Raw genomic sequence first — 16,403 nt, forward strand, 5'->3', positions numbered from 1 at the left:
TCTACTTGAACCAAGCCCCGAGTCAACTGCGAATCTTGCCCCCTTCGGTGCTTTTTCACTGAAAAGGGCGGCACGGGGCCGCCCTTTGCAAAGATCACCGGGAATCGGGGTCACTTGGTCTCGGTCGTGGTGGTGTCCGCCGAACCCGTGCCGGTCATGTCGGCCCCCGTCCCCCCCGAGGACATGCCCGCCGCATCGCCGGCCTTCTTCTGATCCGCCTTGGTCATGAAGGCGGGCGCGGCTTCAAGGTCGGCCTTGGTCGCCGTGGTCACCAGGCGCGGGCTGCCGGCCTCGTCATTCTGCACGTCGAGGCTGGCCATCTCGATGGCGACATGCTTCTCGCCCATCCCGAGGAAGCCGCCGACACCGATCACCACGCCCTTCACGCCGCCATCCATGGAGATGATCAGGTCGTCGATATTGCCCACGGTCTTCTCATCCGGCGTGTAGACGGTCGAGCCGATCAGGTCGTCGGCCAGGATGGTGTTGTCATCCTGCATGGTGATCTGGCCCTCGACCGGCTTGGCCTGGTCGGCATCGGCGGTCTGCACGTCGGTCCCGTCGGCGGCGACGCTGTCCTGGGCAAGGCCGGTGGAATCATCGCCCGCCGGGGCCATCGTGTCGCCTTCGGCCGTGGTCGTAGTCGAGGCAGAGCCGGTATCCGCGGTTGCCGAGGTCTCGGCCTTGGGGGTGGTCTGCGTCGCGGTGCTCTGGGCGAAGCTCGCCACCGGGGCGGCAGCCACAAGGGCGATCAGGGCGGCGGTGCTGGTGGTGCGGAACAGCTTGGTCATGGTCTCACTCCTCACATTTCTGCGGCGATGCCCCGAAAGGCGCTTCAGCCGCTGTCTGGGGACCCAACCCGCTCCTCCCGCCCCGCGTTCCCCGCCCTCCGGACGAGCCGAGCGATCCTCCGCCCGCCGCAGCGCAGCGGATCGGCGGGTTCCCTCCGCCCACGCCACGGCAGCCCCCCGAAGGGGGCGAAACCGGACAGATGGAAATGCGCGGAGGGCCTGTAAGCCGGATTTTGTTCCCCGGGTTGCCCCGGTTCGATGATCATTCATCTCGGACCACGGTTGCCCGTGGCCTCTAGCTGCCAACCCGGACTTCCGGGCCAGGACGGCCCTGCGGTGATACCAAGGCATCCCGCGTGAAGTCCCTATTCGGCATTGCTCCCGGTGGGGCTTGCCATGCCGGTCCGGTTGCCCGTCCCGCGGTGCGCTCTTACCGCACCGTTTCACCCTTACCCCGGCCCTTCCGAAGAAGCAGCCCATGCGGGCCGACCGGGGCGGTCTGTTCTCTGTGGCGCTGTCCCTGGGGTTGCCCCCGCCGGGCGTTACCCGGCACCGTTGCCCTGTGGAGTCCGGACTTTCCTCGACGGGGTTGCCCCCGACGCGACCATCCGGCCCTCCGCGCCCGCGCCCCTTAGCGGGCCGGGGCGCGCCGGTCAATCTCTCCCGGGGCAAACTCTCCCGCCGGCAGGTCCCGCCAAAGCCGTTGCCCGCCCGTCGGGCTTGCGTCATGATCCGCGCGACCCGAAAGGAATTATCATGCGCAAATTTCTCGTCGTCCTGGACGACAGCCGCGAATGTCTGAACGCCATGCGCTTTGCCGCGATGCGGGCCGCCCATACCGGCGGTGGCGTCACCATCCTGTCGGTGATTTCCCCGGATGAATTCAACCACTGGATCGGCGTCGGTGACATCATGCGCGCCGAGGCCCGCGAACGCATCGAGGCCCATTTCGAGGTCTTCGCCAAGTGGATGCGCGACCGCCAGAAGATCGAGCCCGAGCTGGTGATCCGCGAAGGCGAGCCCTACGAACAGATCCTCTCGCAGATCCGCGAGGACGAGGAGATCGGCGTGCTGGTGCTGGGCGCGGCCAAGCACAAGTCCGGCCCCGGCCCGCTGGTCGCCGCCATGAGCCGCAACGCGGGCTCCCTGCCGGTGCCGATCACCATCGTTCCCGAAGATCTCTCCAAGGACCGGCTCGAAGCGATCACCTGAGCGCAGCCGGCTGCGCGCCCGCGCACCGGAGCCGTTCCCTGCAGGGCTTGGCACCCCGGGCGCGCCACCTTAGAATGGTTCCAAAGATTGACAGCCGCCCCCCGAGAGCGCATATCGGGGGCTGACAGAAAGGGCCTGCCGATGTTCATCCAGACCGAATCCACGCCGAACCCCGCAACGCTGAAGTTCCTGCCGGGACAGACCGTCCTTGAAGCGGGTACCGCGGATTTCCCCTCGGCGACCGCCTCCTTCAACTCGCCGCTGGCACAGCGCCTGTTTGCCGTCGACGGCGTGACGGGCATCTTCTTCGGTACCGACTTCATCACCGTGACCAAGGCCGACTGGCTGGAGTGGGATCACCTGAAGCCCGCCCTGCTGGGCGCCATCATGGAGCATTTCCAGTCCGGTGAACCGGTGATGGCCGGCTCCGAACCCGCGGCCTCGGGTCATGCCGACCATGACGGCCCCGACGAAGAGATCGTCGGCCAGATCAAGGAGCTGCTGGACACCCGCGTGCGTCCCGCAGTGGCCCAGGACGGCGGCGACATCACCTTCCACGGCTTCGATCGCGGCATCGTCTACCTGCACATGCAGGGCGCCTGCGCCGGCTGCCCCTCGTCCACGCTGACGCTGAAGATGGGGATCGAGAACCTGCTGCGTCACTACATCCCCGAAGTGACCGAGGTCCGCCCGGTCGCCGTCTGACGGCGCCGATCGCCCGCACCGCCTTACCCGGCCTGCCGAAGTTCGCTTCGGCAGGCCGTTTCACGAAAGACGTCCCGTGACCGCCGCTTCCCCTGCCCCGCTGATCCTTGCCTTCGACACCTCCGCGCCGCATTGCGCCGCCGCCCTGCTGCGCGGCGACAGCCTGCTGGCCGAACGCCGCGAGGAGATGGCGCGCGGCCAGGCCGAGCGGCTGGTGCCGCTGCTGGACGAGGTTCTGGCCGAGGCGGGCTGCACCTGGGCCGATCTGGACGGGCTGGCAGTGGGCGTCGGGCCCGGCAACTTCACCGGCATCCGCATTGCCGTGGCGCTGGCCCGGGGCCTGGCACTGGCGCTGAAGATCCCCGTCATTGGGGTCACCGGCTTCGAGGCGCTGGCGCTGGACGCCCCGCGCCCGGCCCTGGCCACCCTGCCCGCGCCCCGCGCGCAACTTTACGGCCAGCTCTTCAGCGACACAGGCACGTCAGAGGCGCAGCTGTTTCCCGAGGATGCAATCCCCGCCGACCTGATCCCGGCAGGCGTGCAGCTGCTGGGCGCCGCCCCCGGCGCCCGGCCCGGGCCCGCAAATCCCGCCCCGGCCATCGCCCGCGCCGCCCGCCCCCGGCTGGCCGGCCCCCGGACCGCCCCGGCCCCCTTCTACATGCGCCCCGCCGATGCCGCCCCGCCGCGCGACGCGCCGCCCCGGATCCTGCCATGAGCCCCGACACCGCCGGCCTGGCCCGGCTGCACGCGCTCTGCTTCAGCACGCCGCGCCCCTGGGCCGCCCATGAATTCGCCCAATTGCTGGGCGATCCGGCCAACTTCCTGCTTCGTGAACCCTCCGGTTTCCTGCTGGGCCGGGTGATCCTGGACGAGGCCGAAGTGCTGACCCTGGCCGTTGATCCCGATGCCCGACGCCAGGGCACCGGGCGGGTCCTGATGGCCCGGTTCGAGGCCGAGGCCCTTTTGCGCAAGGCCGCAAACGCCTTTCTGGAGGTTGCCGCCGACAATGACGCTGCGATCAACCTCTATCTTGCCGCTGGGTTCCGGTTGACCGGACGGCGTCCGCGCTATTACCGCGCGCCCGATGGATCGTCCAAGGACGCCGAAATCATGGGCAAGCCCCTCGGGTAAAGCGTGCGACGCAGCGTTCCCGTTCAACCAAACGGTCAGGAAATCCTATTGACCGGATGAGGGGGCTCTGTCCTAAATCGGACAGATCGTTTCCGATCCTCAAGGCAAGGGCCGCAGCCGACCGCGACGAGAAGACGGCCAAGCAACTGGGAGACACGCATGACCCTCAAGACCACTTTCCTCGGCGCCGCCGCCACTGCCCTCGTGATGGCGGCAACCGCGGCCGTGGCCGAACCCGCCCTGATCTATGACCTGGGCGGCAAGTTCGACAAGTCCTTCAACGAAGCCGCCTACCATGGCGCCGAAGAGTGGGCCAAGGAAACCGGCGGCAAGTACAAGGACATCGAGATCAGCTCGGAAGCGCAGCGCGAGCAGGTCCTGCGTCGCTTCGCCGAAGAGGGCTTCAGCCCGATCATCACCACCGGCTTCTCCTTCTCGACCCCGATCGCCAACATCGCGGCCGACTACCCGGACGTGAAATTCGTCACCATTGACGGCTACGTCGATCCCGATGGCCACCCGAACGTCCTGTCGGTGCTCTTCAAGGAAGAGGAAGGCTCCTACCTGGTCGGTATGCTGGCCGCCGAGAAGTCGACCACCGGCACCGTGTCCTTCGTGGGCGGCATGGACATCCCGCTGATCCGCAAGTTCGCCTGCGGCTATGCCCAGGGCGCCAAGGCCGCCAAGCCCGACATCAAGGTCGTCGCCAACATGATCGGCACCGACCCCTCGGCCTGGAACGACCAGCTGAAGGCCTCCGAGCTGACCAAGGCGCAGATCGCCCAGGGCTCCGACGTGATCTTCGCCGCCGCCGGTGCCTCGGGCCTGGGCGTGCTGCAGACCGCCGCCGACGAGAACGTCTACGGCATCGGCGTCGACAGCAACCAGAACTACCTGCACCCCGGCCACGTGCTGACCTCGATGCTCAAGCGCGTCGACCTGGCCGTGAAAGAGGCCATGACCGAGGGCGAGGACCTGAAGACCGGCGTCAAGATCGAGGGCCTGGCCGAAGATGGCGTGGGCTACGCGATGGACGACAACAACGCCGACCTGATCACCGACGCGATGAAGACCTCGGTCGCCGACGCCAAGGCCAAGATCATCTCGGGCGAGATCAAGGTGCACGACTACAGCGCCGACAACACCTGCCCGGCTCTCGATTTCTGATCGGAGCTGCCGGGCCGGACCCCTGTCCCGCCCGGAAGGCTTGATTGCACAGGGGCCGCGAAACCAGCGGCCCCTGTTGCGCATTCCGCCACTGACACAAGCACGCACGGGACGCCTCACATGACAGACATCGCCCCCGCCATCGAGCTCAAGGGGATCTCGAAGGCTTTCGGCCCGGTGCAGGCCAACAAGGACATCTCCATCCGGGTGATGCCCGGCACCATCCACGGCATCATCGGCGAAAACGGCGCGGGCAAGTCCACGCTGATGTCGATCCTCTACGGCTTCTACAAGGCCGATGCCGGCGAGATCTGGGTCGACGGCCGCAAGGCCGACATCACCGACAGCCAGGCCGCCATCGCCGCCGGGATCGGCATGGTCTTCCAGCACTTCAAGCTGGTCGAGAACTTCTCGGTCGTCGAGAACGTGATCCTGGGCGCCGAGGATGGCGCCTTCCTGCGCCCCTCCGTTTCCAAGGCCCGCAAGACGCTGAAGCAGCTTGCCGAGGAATACGAGATGCACGTCGATCCCGACGCGCTGATCGAGCACCTTTCCGTCGGCCACCAGCAACGGGTCGAGATCCTGAAGGCCCTCTACCGAGAGGCCAACATCCTGATCCTGGACGAGCCCACCGGCGTTCTGACGCCCGCCGAGGCCGACCACCTGTTCCGCATCCTCGACAACCTCCGCAAGGAGGGCAAGACGATCATCCTGATCACCCACAAGCTGCGCGAGATCATGGAGATCACCGACACGGTTTCGGTGATGCGGCGCGGCCAGATGACCGCCACCGTCAAGACCGCCGAGACCTCTCCGGAGGAGCTGGCAGAGCTGATGGTGGGCCGCAAGGTCCTGCTGCGCGTCGACAAGCAGCCCCCCACCCCCGGCGAGGTGATCCTGTCGGTGAAGGACCTGCATGTCACCGACGACAAGGGCGTCGAACGGGTCAAGGGCATCTCCTTCGACATCCGCGCCGGAGAGATCCTTGGCATCGCGGGGGTGGCCGGCAACGGCCAGTCGGAACTGATGAACGTGCTGGGCGGCATCATGGAGGCCTCCGGGCAGATCACCATGATGGGCGCGCCCCTGCCGCTGTCGGGCAAGGGCTCTGACGGGTTCGCGCGCCGCCAGGCCAATATCGGCCACGTCCCCGAGGACCGCCAGCGCGAAGGCCTGATCATGGAGTTCACCGCCTGGGAGAACACCGTCTTCGGCTATCACCTGGATCCGCAGTGGCAGAAGGGCCCGCTGATGGACAACAAGGCGATCCGCGCCGAGGCCGCCGCCAAGATGGACCGTTTCGACGTGCGTCCCCCCGATCCCGACCTGAAGGCCAAGAACTTCTCGGGCGGGAACCAGCAGAAGGTGGTCCTGGCCCGCGAGATCGAGCGCAACCCCGACCTGCTGCTGGTGGGCCAGCCCACCCGCGGCGTCGACATCGGCGCGATCGAGTTCATCCACCAGGAAATCGTCCGCCTGCGCGATGCCGGCAAGGCGATCCTGCTGGTCTCGGTCGAGCTGGACGAGATCATGTCGCTGTCGGACCGCATCGCGGTGATGTTCGACGGCAAGATCATGGGCGAGCGCCTGCCCGCCCAGACCAACGAGCGCGAGCTGGGCCTGCTGATGGCCGGGATCTCGGGCGAACCCGGAAAAGAAGACTGGAAGGCGGTCGAGGAAAGCCTCGCGGCCGTGGAACAAGAAGAGGCTTCGCAAAATGGATAGGATGCCTGCCTGGGCCGACGTGGTCCTGGTCCCGCTGATCTCGGTGCTGCTGGCGGCGGCCATTTCGGCCATTGCCATCGTGCTGATCGGCGAAAACCCCTGGGAAGCCTTCAAGATCATGGTCGAAGGCGCGCTGATGCGCTCTTCGGGCTGGGGCTACACGCTGTATTACGCCACCAACTTCATCTTCACCGGCCTTGCGGTGTCGGTGGCCTTCCACGCCCGCCTGTTCAACATCGGCGGCGAGGGCCAGGCGGTGCTGGGCAGCCTCGGCGTGACACTGGCCTGCCTGTTCATCCCCTGGCCGCACTGGACGCTGGCGATCATCGGCTCCTCGGTGGCGGCGGCGGCCTTCGGCGCGCTCTGGATCCTGATCCCGGCCTATCTTCAGGCCAAGCGCGGCAGCCACATCGTGATCACCACGATCATGTTCAACTTCATCGCCGCAGCGCTGATCAACTACCTGCTGGTCAACCACCTGCGCCCGATGGGCTCCATGGAGCCGGCCTCGGCGGTCTTCCCCGCCGCGACCCACCTGCCCAGCTTCCACGACATGTTCTCGTTCCTGGGGCCGAAGATGTTCCGCGGCTCGCCCGCCAACGTCAGCTTCTTCCTGGCGGTGATCGCCTCGATCGGGGTCTGGCTGCTGATCTGGCACACCAAGCTCGGCTACGCGATCCGCTCGCTCGGCTTCTCGGAATCGGGGGCGAAATACGCCGGGATCTCTCCGGTGAAGATCATGATCATCGCGCTGCTGATCTCGGGCGGGCTGTCGGGCCTGATGGGCGTCAACGCCACCCAGGGCGAGGCCGAGCGCCTGATCCTGAACTCGGCCGAGGGCGCGGGCTTCATCGGCATCGCCGTGGCGCTGATGGGGCGCAACCACCCGCTGGGCGTCTTCCTGGCCTCGATCCTGTTCGGCTTCCTCTACCAGGGCGGCGCCGAGCTGGCGATGTGGACCTCGATCCCGCGCGAGCTGATCGTGGTGATCCAGGCGCTCGTGATCCTTTTCACCGGCGCGCTGGACAACCTGGTCCGCTGGCCGCTGGAAAGCCTGTTCGTGGCGCTGCGCAAGAAGGAAAGCTGACATGGACCTGAGCACGATCATCGAACTTCTCGGCTCGACCGTCCGGCTGGGCACGCCGCTGCTGCTGATGTGCCTTGCCGGGCTTTATTCCGAACGCGCCGGCGTGGTCGACATCGGCCTCGAGGGCAAGGCGCTGGTCGCCGCCTTCTTCTCGGCCGCCATCGCCTATGTCACCGGCTCCGTGATCCTCGGCCTGCTGGCCGCGATCGCCGCCTCGCTGGTGTTCTCTCTGATCCACGGGCTGGCCTCGATCACCTTCCGGGGCAACCAGCTGATCTCCGGGGTGGCGCTGAACTTCCTGGCCTCCGGCATGACGGTGCTGATCGCCCAGACCTGGTTCGGCCAGGGCGGCCAGACGCCCGCGCTTGGCGATGTGCGCTACAAGCCGATCACCCTGCCCTTCGCCGACACGCTGGAACCCGTGCCGGTGCTGGGCCCGGTCTACCATGACCTGATCTCGGGGCATTCGATCCTGGTCTACGTGGCCTTCCTGCTGGTGCCGGTGACCTGGTGGGTCCTCTATCGCACCCGCTTCGGCCTGCGCCTGCGCGCCGTGGGCGAGAACCCGGGCGCCGTCGACACCGCCGGCGTCTCGGTGGCACGTCTGCGCTTCACCTCGGTGCTGATCGCGGGCCTGCTCTGCGGGCTGGCGGGCAGCTATCTGTCCACCGGGCTCCAGGCCGGCTTCGTCAAGGAGATGGTCGCGGGCCGCGGCTACATCGCTCTGGCCGCGCTGATCTTCGCCAAGTGGCGGCCCTGGTACGCGCTGTCGGCGACGATGCTGTTCGGCCTGCTGCAGGCCGTGGCGCTGCGCTACCAGAACATCAACCTCGGGGACGGGATCATCATTCCGGTGCAGTTCATGAACGTTCTGCCCTACATCCTGACGATCATCATCCTGGCCGGTTTCGTCGGCGCCGCCATCCCGCCGCGCGCCAGCGGAGAGCCCTACACCAAGGAACGCTGAGGCCAACCTCCCCTTCAAGAAATTTGAATGCCCCGGAGACTTGTTTTCCGGGGCATTTTTTACGATGCATCACCTTATCCGTCCGGCAGATATCGGGTGGGCGGACGCGCGCCACAGTTGCGCGCGCCCCCGGCTTGTCGCTAGGAATAGTCATGCAGATCTACCTCCCCATTGCCGAGGTCGCGGTGAACATCTACCTGCTGCTGGGCCTGGGCGGCCTTGTGGGGGTGCTCTCGGGCATGTTCGGCGTCGGCGGCGGCTTCCTGATCACCCCGCTGCTGTTCTTCGTCGGCATTCCCCCGGCGGTTGCGGTGGCGACCTCCGCCAACCAGATCGTCGCCTCCTCGGTCTCGGGGCTCTTCGCGCATCTGAAGCGCAAGACCGTGGACCTGAAGATGGGCCTGCTGATGCAGGGCGGCGGCGTCGCCGGCGCGGCCCTGGGCGTGATGATCTTCAACCTGCTGAAGCAGCTCGGCCAGGTCGATCTGCTGGTCAACCTCTGCTACGTGGTCTTCCTGGGCACCATCGGCGGGCTGATGTTCGTCGAAAGCCTGCGGGCGATCCGGCGCTCGGGCCGTGGCGGGCCGGTGCCGAAACGCAAGCAGCGCGGCTGGGTCCATACCATGCCGCTGAAGATGCGCTTCCGCACCTCGGGCCTCTACATCTCGGTCATTCCGCCGGTGCTGGTGGGCTTCCTGGTCGGCGTGCTCTCGGCGATCATGGGGGTCGGCGGCGGTTTCATCATGGTCCCGGCAATGATCTACCTGCTGCACATGCCCACCAAGGTGGTGATCGGCACCTCGCTGTTCCAGATCATCCTGGTCGCGGCCTTCACCACCTTCCTGCATGCCGTCACCTTCCACACGGTCGACGTGGTGCTGGCGCTCTTCCTGCTGATCGGCGGCGTCATCGGCGCCCAGATCGGCACCCGGATCGGCGCCAAGCTCAAGGCCGAACAGCTGCGCATCCTGCTGGCCATGCTGGTGCTGGGGGTCTGCCTGAAGCTGGCCTTCGGCCTCTTCCTTCCGCCCTCGGACGTCTACTCGATCTCGGCCCTGCAATGACCCGGCTCCTGCTCTCCCTCGCGCTTCTCCTCGCCCCGCTCGCCGCTGCCGCACAGCAACCGGCTCCGGACGAACAGATCGTCCTCGGCCTCAGCCAGAACCGCGTCGCCATCACGGCGAATTTCGACGGCTCGGAGCTGCTGATCTTCGGCGCCGTGAAACGCGACCAGCCCGCCAAGGCCCCGCCGCTCGACGTCATCGTCACGGTGGCCGGCCCCTCGGAGCGCCTGGTCATCCACCGCAAGGAGCGCCGCGCCGGCATCTGGGTCAATACCGACCAGGTGACGATCCGCTCGGCCCCCAGCTTCTACGCCGTCGCCACCTCGGCCCCGCTCGACACCGCCCTCACCGCAACCGAGGACCTGCGCCACCGCATCACCATCCCGAGCGCGATCCGCTACATCACCTCGCGCGACGACGTGCTGGACGAGGACAACTTCGTCGAGGCCCTGATCCGCCTGCGCGAAAAGTCCCATCTCTACCTGATGAACGAACAGTCGGTCCGCTTCGATCAGCAGACCCTGTTCCGCACCTCGGTCGCGCTGCCCTCCAACCTGGAGGAAGGCGACTATACCGTGCGCGTCTTCCTGACCCGGCAGGGCCGCGTCGTCTCCACCCACGAGACCACGCTGCATGTCGGCAAGGTCGGGCTGGAGCAATGGCTGAACACGCTCTCGCGCGACAATGCCCCGCTCTACGGCCTGCTGGCGATCTTCATCGCCGTGCTCTCCGGCTGGGCCGCCTCCGAGGCCTTCCGCCTGCTGCGCCGCCAGTAACCGCGTCCATTTTCTTGTTTCAAGTACCTCGGGGGAGTCTCCGCAGGAGACGGGGGCAGCGCCCCCTCCCCCGCGCCGCCCTCACAGCCCCAGGGTATGGGCGCGCAGCCAGGCCATGAAGCCGCGCGGATCGCTCTGCAGCTGCGCCATGCGCTCGGGCTCCACCACCGCGCCGACCACCGGGGCCTGGGGCTTGTTCAGCGCCTGGACGATCTCGTGCAGCAAGAGCCCCTGGCGCAGCGTCGCCGAGACCCGGTTCGCCATGTGATACCAGCGCGAATTGCCGCCGGTGAAATGGATCGGCACCACCTTTGCCCCGGAGCGCCGGATCAGCTGCGCGGTGAAGACGTTCCAGTCGGCCTCGACCACCGGGCCGAACATCGTCTCAGAGGTTGCCACCACCCCGGAGGGGAACACCGCCACCAGCCCGCCCTGCTTCAGGTGGGCCATGGCCTTGGCGCGCATCTCGACCATCTTCTCCTGGGCGTCGGGCGCATGGGGGAAGGGCACCGGGATCATGTAGGACGAGGCGATCTCATCGATGCCGTCCAGCACCGAGCGGGTCAGGATCTTGTAGTCCAGCCGGCGCCGGCCGATCAGCTCGGCCATGATCATGCCGTCGACCATGCCATGCGGGTGGTTGGCCACCACCACCACCGGCCCCTCGGCGGGAATGCGGTCCAGCTGCGCCTGCGGCGTGGTCACCGGGATGCCCATCACGTCCAGGCAGGCCTTCCAGAAGGCCTGGCCCTGGGGATTGCCCTGGCGTTCGAAGCGGCGGATCAGCCGCAGGATCGTCAGCTTGCCGGTCATCCACTCCATGGTGCGGATGATGTTGCGCTTCACCGGGTCATCAAAGGTGTTGGAATAGGTCAGCGAGCGGCGATCATAGCGCGACCTCGGCCCGAACGGCCGCCACGGGATGCCGAACCGCCTGCCCTGGTTTTGGGAACTGTCCACCACTGGCCGTCTCCCGCTGCGCGCCGGAACCCGCCAGGGCCCCGCCTGTCGTTACATGTCCTCGCCGAAGCGGTTCGCCACCAGGCGCTCCAGCGCCTCGGCCAGGGCCGCGGCATCGGGTCCGGACGTTTCGACCTCGATAGTGCTTCCCTTGCCGGCTGCCAACATCAAAAGCCCCATGATGCTGTCTCCGGAGGTGGAATCCCCCTCGCGGCTGACCTCCGCACGGGCATCGAAGCCCTCGACCACTTCCACGAACTTCGCCGAAGCCCGGGCATGCAGCCCCTTCTCGTTGACGATGGTCAACGTGCGCAGAACAGTCTCGGTCATCTTCCCCCCTCAACCTCCGCTCAGATTGCGGCTGTCGATATATTTCCGCCCGGCCTCGGTGGCATCGCGCACCGCTTCCGGCAGCGATTTATGCCGCGACTTGGCCAGCTTGATCAAGGCCGGAAGATTGACCCCGTAGAGAATGCGCCGGTCGTCGGGACGGCAGGCCATCAGCGACAGGTTGGAGGGCGAACCGCCGAACATGTCGGTGACCACCACGACGCCATTGCCCTGGTCCACCTGGTCGGCGGCCTCGCAGATCTCGCGTTCCTTGCCGGCCCGGTTGTCCTCGGCGCCGATGGCAATGGCCTCGATGCCGGGCTGGCGGCCCACGACGTGCTCCACGGCCGCCTTGTATTCTCGGGCCAGCCCGCCATGGGCGACGATGACGATTCCGATCAATGCCGGGGTTCCTTCCGCTTGCCGGGCCACGATCATCCCTTGCCGTTCCCGAGCTGGCGTCCTTCCTGCTCTCGGTGCCTAATTGACACTTGCCAGCCAGCCTCCGCAAGGGCCTGCCCAAGCCTTTCCGCCAGGGTGACCGAACGGTGCTTTCCACCGGTGCAGCCAAAGCCGATGGCCAGATGGGCCTTGCCCTCTTCGATATAGGCAGGCAGCAGCATCAGCGTAAGATCCGTGACCTTTTCAAGGAAGGGTTTGAACCGCGGGTCCGCCGCGACGTAATCCTGCACCGGCAGGTCCATGCCGGTCAGGTCGCGCAGCGCGGGCTCCCAGTAGGGGTTCCGCAGGAAGCGCACGTCGAACACCATGTCGAGCCCGCGCGGCAGGCCGCGCTTGTAGCTGAAGCTTTGCAGCGAGATCGCCAGCCCCTGCGCCTCTTCGGCGGCAAAGTGGCGGCCGACCTCGGCGCGCAGGTCGTGGATCGTCATGTCGGAGGTATCGACCAGCACGTCGGCGCGGCCCCGGATCGGGCCCAGCAGGTCGAATTCGCGGGCGATGCCGTCCTCGGGTGTCTCGGCGGGGGCCAGCGGGTGGCGGCGGCGGGTCTCCGAGAAGCGGCGCGACAGCACCTCGGCCCGGCAATCCAGATACAGCAGTTCCAGCGGGACACCCTGCTTGCGGCGCAGGGTATCGACCAGCTCGGCCAGGCCGGCGGTCGAGAAATCGCGGTTGCGGGCATCGACGCCAAGCGCCAGAGGACGCGGCGGCGGGCCGTCCAGCAGCCGGGGCAGCAGCGACAGCGGCAGGTTGTCGATCGCCTCGAAGCCCAGGTCCTCAAGCGCGCGGATGGCCGTCGAACGCCCCGCGCCCGAAGGCCCGGTCACGAGGACAAGGCGCGGCTGAAGCGTGGGCATGGAGTGTCCGTTTGGCATGGGTGCCGCCGGTCAGAGTACCATTGAAGGAGGGCCGGAAGCGGCGATGCTAGCGCGCGCGCCCTTCCCTCAGATATTGCAGAATCGCCGCCGGAAAGGCGGATGTCCCAGTATTGTGGAGCAAGGTTAAGGAAACCCCCAGCAAAATCGTGCTGCGATGCGGCGGAAGCCGGTCGGATTCCGGGGTTGCAAGATCGACGACCAGCACCAGCGGAGCGGGATCGGCGGGCCGGGCGTTCAGCAGACCGACGCCGCGGGCCTCGATCATACCGCGAATGGTCTCCGGCGCGGAGGCGATCACCGCCGCGCCGCGCCGCTCCAGGATCACCCGGTCGTCCGAGACCAGCCCGGCCCCGCGCGCCATCAGCTCCAGCGCGAGAGAGGACTTGCCGCTGCCCGAGGGGCCCCGGATCAGCAGGCCGCGCCCCTCCAGCGAAACGCAGGTGGCATGGATGCTGCCCTGCCCCATCAGATCGGCAACCCGACGACGAAACGCGCGCCCAGCGGGTCCGACAGCGGATCGGCCTCGGTCGGGCGGATGTTCTCGGCCCAGATGACGCCGCCATGGGCCTCGACGATCTGCTTGGAGATCGCCAGCCCCAGGCCGGAATGCTCTCCGAAGGCATCGCCGGGCCGGTCGGAGTAGAAACGGTCGAAGATCTTGCCCAGGGCGCTTTCGGGAATGCCGGGGCCGGTGTCCTCGACGACCACCAGAACGCGGTTTTCGCGGCGGCGCACCCAAAGCCGGATGGCATCGCCCGGTTCGCTGAAACTGATGGCATTGGCGATCAGGTTGACAAAGACCTGGGCCAGCCGCGCCTCCATCCCGGTGATGCGGATCTGCTCCGGCGGCAGGTCGGTGACAAAGCTGACCTGGCTGGCCGAGGCCTGGTCGCGGGAATACTCGGCCAGCCGCGACAGCATCGCCAGCAGGTCGAATTCGGCCTGGTCCTCGCGCACCAGCTCGGCGTCCAGCCGCGAGGCGGTGGAGATATCGCTGACCAGCCGGTCGAGGCGGCGCACGTCATGTTCGATCACCTCCAGCAGCCGGGCACGCTGGTCGGGATGTTCGACCCGGCGCAGGGTGCTGACCGCCGAGCGCAGCGAAGCCAGCGGGTTCTTGATCTCGTGGGCGACATCGGCCGCGAACTGCTCGTTCGTCTCGATCCGGTCGTATAGCGCCGAAAGCAGCCGGCGCAGCGCCCCCGACAACCGCCCCACCTCGTCGCCCCGCGCGGTCAGGTCCGGCAGGCGCACCCGCGCGCCCTCGCGCCCCGGGGCGGGGCGCTCTCCGGCCTCGGCCGCCAGCACCAGCCGGTCCAGCGGATCGACCAGCGCCGCCGCCAGCAGCAGCGACAGCCCGGCCATGGCCAGCAGGGCGACCAGGAAGCCGCGCAGCAGATGCTCCGTCCCGGTGAACAGAAGCGCTTCGGCCGCGTCGAGCGGCGCGGTCAGCGCCAGCGTCCCCGCCAGCCCGCCCGCCGGGCCCGCGACCGGGGCGGCGGCGATGGCATAGCGCGTGCCCGCATCCCGGGCCAGCCGCAGCGCAACCGGCGCCGCGGGCGCCTCGGCCAGCATCTGGCGGGCGGCGTCCAGAGGCGGCAGCCGGTCGCGGGGCCGGTCGCAGCCTGTCACCAGGCGCCAACCGCCGATCAGCAGGTCCGCCAGGGGCGTCGGCCCGGGCGCGGCCCCGGACGCGGGCAGCCGCCCCATGGTGCTGGCCAGCAGCTGGCCATCGGCCCCAAAGAACAGCGCCGCGCGCCCCTGCGCCAGCGGCAGATCCCGCAGCACCGCCTCGGGCACGCCGCTCTCCAGCCGCCCCTCGACCAGACGCGCCAGCACCGCGGTCTCTCCAGAAAGCACCTCGGCGCGTTGCCAGGCCAGCGCCGAACGGTGCGGTCCGGTCAGCATCAGCAGCAGCGTCACCAGCAGCAGGGCCAGGAAATTGAACAGGAAGATCTTGCGCGTCATCGGCGAGCGCAGCAGGGCAGACAGCCCCGCCCGGCTGCGCAGCCCGGGGCGGGCGATCCCTTGGGGCGCAGAGGCCCCCCCTTCCTGCGGGGTCGAACGGTCGGCGCGCATCATCCGGGTCAGCTGTCAGGTCTCGTTAAACCTGTAGCCGATCCCATAAAGCGTCTCAATCGCCGAAAACCCCGCATCCACGGCGCGCAGCTTCTTCCGCAGCCGCTTGATATGGCTGTCGATGGTCCGGTCATCGACGTAGATCTGGTCGTCATAGGCCACATCCATGAGCTGATCGCGGTTCTTCACGAAGCCCGGGTTCTGCGCCAGGCATTGCAGCAGCAGGAACTCTGTCACCGTCAGGGTCACCGCCGCCCCCTTCCAGCTGACCGCATGGCGCAGCGGGTCCATCCGCAGCGCGCCGCGCTCCAGCACGCGGGTCTCCTCGGTGTCCACCGGCACCGGCCCGCCCGCGGCCACGTCCTGCCGGCGCAGCAGGGCCCGTATGCGCGCCACCAGAAGCCGCTGGCTGAACGGCTTGCGCACGTAATCGTCCGCCCCCATCCGCAGGCCCAGGATCTCGTCGATCTCGTCATCCTTGGAGGTCAGGAAGATCACCGGCAGCTGGCTGGTGCGGCGCAGCTGCTGCAGCAGGTCCATGCCATCCATCACCGGCATCTTGATATCGAGCACGGCCAGGTCCGGCAGGCTGCGGCCAAACGCCTCAAGCGCCGCGGCGCCATCGGCGTAGCAGCACACCTCGAACCCCTCCGCCTCCAGCGTCATCGACACCGAGGTCAGGATGTTGCGGTCATCGTCCACCAGCGCGATCCTGGCCATCCAGCCCCCTACCCTCCCCGCAGGTCATGTCGCCCGACTATTCCCCATCCTTGCCATTACAAGCAATCCCGTTACGCGAATCGCCTGTTCCGCAAGGCGAATGTGTCCGCAGTGTGTTATCATTGCCTGAATCACGCCCCGATTGCGCCGAGGATTTTTCCAAGGCCTGCGGATGTTTGCGGTCACGCATGCCGCTAAGTCCGCTTGTGCAGGCAGCATTCCGCAGGTGATGGCGCTAAACCGAAAATGGTTGCGCTAACCGAAGGTCGCCACCCTGTTCACGCTGAGAACAAGCGTGTTAAGAGGCCGGATATCGGGGCGAAATTGCTTCGAAGCCGGTCACCCTCACGGC

18 protein-coding genes and 1 other RNA gene are annotated in these 16,403 nt (G+C 67.5%); 10 read left to right on the top strand and 9 right to left on the bottom strand.

Annotated elements, in window-relative coordinates:
* Positions 1 to 110 precede the first annotated feature (110 nt).
* The gene (locus tag KM176_RS12590) at positions 111 to 791 is read right to left on the bottom strand and encodes a PRC-barrel domain-containing protein (RefSeq protein ID WP_160894531.1); all 681 of its coding nucleotides are present in this window, start codon (positions 789 to 791) and stop codon (positions 111 to 113) included.
* A 206-nt stretch (positions 792 to 997) separates the two neighbouring features.
* Positions 998 to 1,411: RNase P RNA component class A (gene rnpB / locus KM176_RS12595), an RNA gene on the bottom strand.
* 136 nt (positions 1,412 to 1,547) lie between these two features.
* Between rnpB and KM176_RS12600 the strand changes: the two genes are divergently transcribed.
* From KM176_RS12600 to KM176_RS12645, 10 genes are all read left to right on the top strand, one after another.
* Entirely contained in the window at positions 1,548 to 2,003 is a 456-nt protein-coding gene (locus KM176_RS12600) for a universal stress protein (protein WP_160894532.1), read from the top strand.
* A gap of 141 nt (positions 2,004 to 2,144) precedes the next feature.
* Complete coding sequence (locus tag KM176_RS12605; protein WP_160894533.1) at positions 2,145 to 2,708, top strand: NifU family protein; 564 nt, start codon at positions 2,145 to 2,147, stop codon at positions 2,706 to 2,708.
* A gap of 76 nt (positions 2,709 to 2,784) precedes the next feature.
* Positions 2,785 to 3,423 (top strand): tRNA (adenosine(37)-N6)-threonylcarbamoyltransferase complex dimerization subunit type 1 TsaB, encoded by a 639-nt coding sequence (gene tsaB, locus KM176_RS12610; protein ID WP_311136160.1) that lies wholly within the window; start codon positions 2,785 to 2,787, stop codon positions 3,421 to 3,423.
* On the top strand, positions 3,420 to 3,839 hold the full coding sequence (locus KM176_RS12615) for a GNAT family N-acetyltransferase (RefSeq protein ID WP_160894534.1): 420 nt from the start codon (positions 3,420 to 3,422) through the stop codon (positions 3,837 to 3,839). The genes tsaB and KM176_RS12615 overlap by 4 nt, the downstream gene beginning before the upstream one ends.
* A 159-nt stretch (positions 3,840 to 3,998) precedes the next feature.
* Positions 3,999 to 5,006 (top strand): BMP family lipoprotein, encoded by a 1,008-nt coding sequence (locus KM176_RS12620; RefSeq protein WP_160894535.1) that lies wholly within the window; start codon positions 3,999 to 4,001, stop codon positions 5,004 to 5,006.
* A 120-nt stretch (positions 5,007 to 5,126) separates the two neighbouring features.
* Positions 5,127 to 6,731 carry an ABC transporter ATP-binding protein gene (locus KM176_RS12625; RefSeq protein WP_160894536.1) on the top strand — a complete coding sequence of 535 codons (1,605 nt, stop codon included), beginning with the start codon at positions 5,127 to 5,129 and terminating at the stop codon, positions 6,729 to 6,731.
* Entirely contained in the window at positions 6,724 to 7,818 is a 1,095-nt protein-coding gene (locus KM176_RS12630) for an ABC transporter permease (RefSeq protein WP_160894537.1), read from the top strand. Before KM176_RS12625 ends, KM176_RS12630 begins: the two co-directional genes overlap by 8 nt.
* A 1-nt stretch (position 7,819) precedes the next feature.
* A complete protein-coding gene (locus KM176_RS12635) occupies positions 7,820 to 8,785 on the top strand; it encodes an ABC transporter permease (RefSeq protein ID WP_160894538.1) in 966 nt (321 codons plus the stop codon).
* A gap of 152 nt (positions 8,786 to 8,937) precedes the next feature.
* Positions 8,938 to 9,849, top strand: coding sequence for a sulfite exporter TauE/SafE family protein (locus KM176_RS12640; RefSeq protein ID WP_160894539.1), 912 nt, complete (start codon positions 8,938 to 8,940; stop codon positions 9,847 to 9,849).
* Positions 9,846 to 10,625: a TIGR02186 family protein gene (locus KM176_RS12645; protein WP_160894540.1), complete on the top strand. Its 780-nt coding sequence runs from the start codon at positions 9,846 to 9,848 to the stop codon at positions 10,623 to 10,625. Before KM176_RS12640 ends, KM176_RS12645 begins: the two co-directional genes overlap by 4 nt.
* A gap of 81 nt (positions 10,626 to 10,706) precedes the next feature.
* Here KM176_RS12645 and KM176_RS12650 read toward each other — a convergent pair whose 3' ends face one another.
* The 7 genes from KM176_RS12650 to KM176_RS12680 form a co-directional block, all read right to left on the bottom strand.
* Positions 10,707 to 11,549, bottom strand: coding sequence for a lysophospholipid acyltransferase family protein (locus tag KM176_RS12650; protein ID WP_311136163.1), 843 nt, complete (start codon positions 11,547 to 11,549; stop codon positions 10,707 to 10,709).
* A gap of 87 nt (positions 11,550 to 11,636) precedes the next feature.
* Positions 11,637 to 11,915: an HPr family phosphocarrier protein gene (locus KM176_RS12655; RefSeq protein ID WP_160894542.1), complete on the bottom strand. Its 279-nt coding sequence runs from the start codon at positions 11,913 to 11,915 to the stop codon at positions 11,637 to 11,639.
* A 9-nt stretch (positions 11,916 to 11,924) separates the two neighbouring features.
* Positions 11,925 to 12,317 carry a PTS sugar transporter subunit IIA gene (locus KM176_RS12660; protein WP_160894543.1) on the bottom strand — a complete coding sequence of 131 codons (393 nt, stop codon included), beginning with the start codon at positions 12,315 to 12,317 and terminating at the stop codon, positions 11,925 to 11,927.
* Positions 12,318 to 12,349: 32 nt separating this feature from the next.
* Positions 12,350 to 13,231 (bottom strand): RNase adapter RapZ, encoded by an 882-nt coding sequence (rapZ, locus tag KM176_RS12665; RefSeq protein ID WP_160894544.1) that lies wholly within the window; start codon positions 13,229 to 13,231, stop codon positions 12,350 to 12,352.
* Between the two features lie 67 nt (positions 13,232 to 13,298).
* Positions 13,299 to 13,718, bottom strand: a complete 420-nt coding sequence (locus KM176_RS12670) for an HPr kinase/phosphorylase (protein ID WP_160894545.1) — start codon at positions 13,716 to 13,718, stop codon at positions 13,299 to 13,301.
* Entirely contained in the window at positions 13,718 to 15,334 is a 1,617-nt protein-coding gene (locus tag KM176_RS25180) for a sensor histidine kinase (protein ID WP_160894546.1), read from the bottom strand. The genes KM176_RS12670 and KM176_RS25180 overlap by 1 nt, the downstream gene beginning before the upstream one ends.
* A 12-nt stretch (positions 15,335 to 15,346) precedes the next feature.
* The gene (locus KM176_RS12680; RefSeq protein WP_160894547.1) at positions 15,347 to 16,051 is read right to left on the bottom strand and encodes a response regulator transcription factor; all 705 of its coding nucleotides are present in this window, start codon (positions 16,049 to 16,051) and stop codon (positions 15,347 to 15,349) included.
* Between the last annotated feature and the right edge of the window lie 352 nt (positions 16,052 to 16,403).

The organism is Pseudooceanicola endophyticus, assembly GCF_018760365.1.
Taxonomy (GTDB): domain Bacteria; phylum Pseudomonadota; class Alphaproteobacteria; order Rhodobacterales; family Rhodobacteraceae; genus Pseudooceanicola; species Pseudooceanicola endophyticus.

Bases quoted from the DNA above. Each gene is read 5' to 3' on its own strand.
- KM176_RS25180 (WP_160894546.1), bottom strand. From the start codon at position 15,334: ATGATGCGCGCCGACCGTTCGACCCCGCAGGAAGGGGGGGCCTCTGCG.
- rapZ (WP_160894544.1), bottom strand. From the start codon at position 13,231: ATGCCCACGCTTCAGCCGCGCCTTGTCCTCGTGACCGGGCCTTCGGGC.
- KM176_RS12625 (WP_160894536.1), top strand. From the start codon at position 5,127: ATGACAGACATCGCCCCCGCCATCGAGCTCAAGGGGATCTCGAAGGCT.
- KM176_RS12630 (WP_160894537.1), top strand. From the start codon at position 6,724: ATGGATAGGATGCCTGCCTGGGCCGACGTGGTCCTGGTCCCGCTGATC.
- KM176_RS12615 (WP_160894534.1), top strand. From the start codon at position 3,420: ATGAGCCCCGACACCGCCGGCCTGGCCCGGCTGCACGCGCTCTGCTTC.
- KM176_RS12640 (WP_160894539.1), top strand. From the start codon at position 8,938: ATGCAGATCTACCTCCCCATTGCCGAGGTCGCGGTGAACATCTACCTG.
- KM176_RS12680 (WP_160894547.1), bottom strand. From the start codon at position 16,051: ATGGCCAGGATCGCGCTGGTGGACGATGACCGCAACATCCTGACCTCG.
- KM176_RS12590 (WP_160894531.1), bottom strand. From the start codon at position 791: ATGACCAAGCTGTTCCGCACCACCAGCACCGCCGCCCTGATCGCCCTT.
- KM176_RS12600 (WP_160894532.1), top strand. From the start codon at position 1,548: ATGCGCAAATTTCTCGTCGTCCTGGACGACAGCCGCGAATGTCTGAAC.
- KM176_RS12620 (WP_160894535.1), top strand. From the start codon at position 3,999: ATGACCCTCAAGACCACTTTCCTCGGCGCCGCCGCCACTGCCCTCGTG.
- KM176_RS12635 (WP_160894538.1), top strand. From the start codon at position 7,820: ATGGACCTGAGCACGATCATCGAACTTCTCGGCTCGACCGTCCGGCTG.
- KM176_RS12655 (WP_160894542.1), bottom strand. From the start codon at position 11,915: ATGACCGAGACTGTTCTGCGCACGTTGACCATCGTCAACGAGAAGGGG.
- KM176_RS12645 (WP_160894540.1), top strand. From the start codon at position 9,846: ATGACCCGGCTCCTGCTCTCCCTCGCGCTTCTCCTCGCCCCGCTCGCC.
- KM176_RS12670 (WP_160894545.1), bottom strand. From the start codon at position 13,718: ATGGGGCAGGGCAGCATCCATGCCACCTGCGTTTCGCTGGAGGGGCGC.
- KM176_RS12605 (WP_160894533.1), top strand. From the start codon at position 2,145: ATGTTCATCCAGACCGAATCCACGCCGAACCCCGCAACGCTGAAGTTC.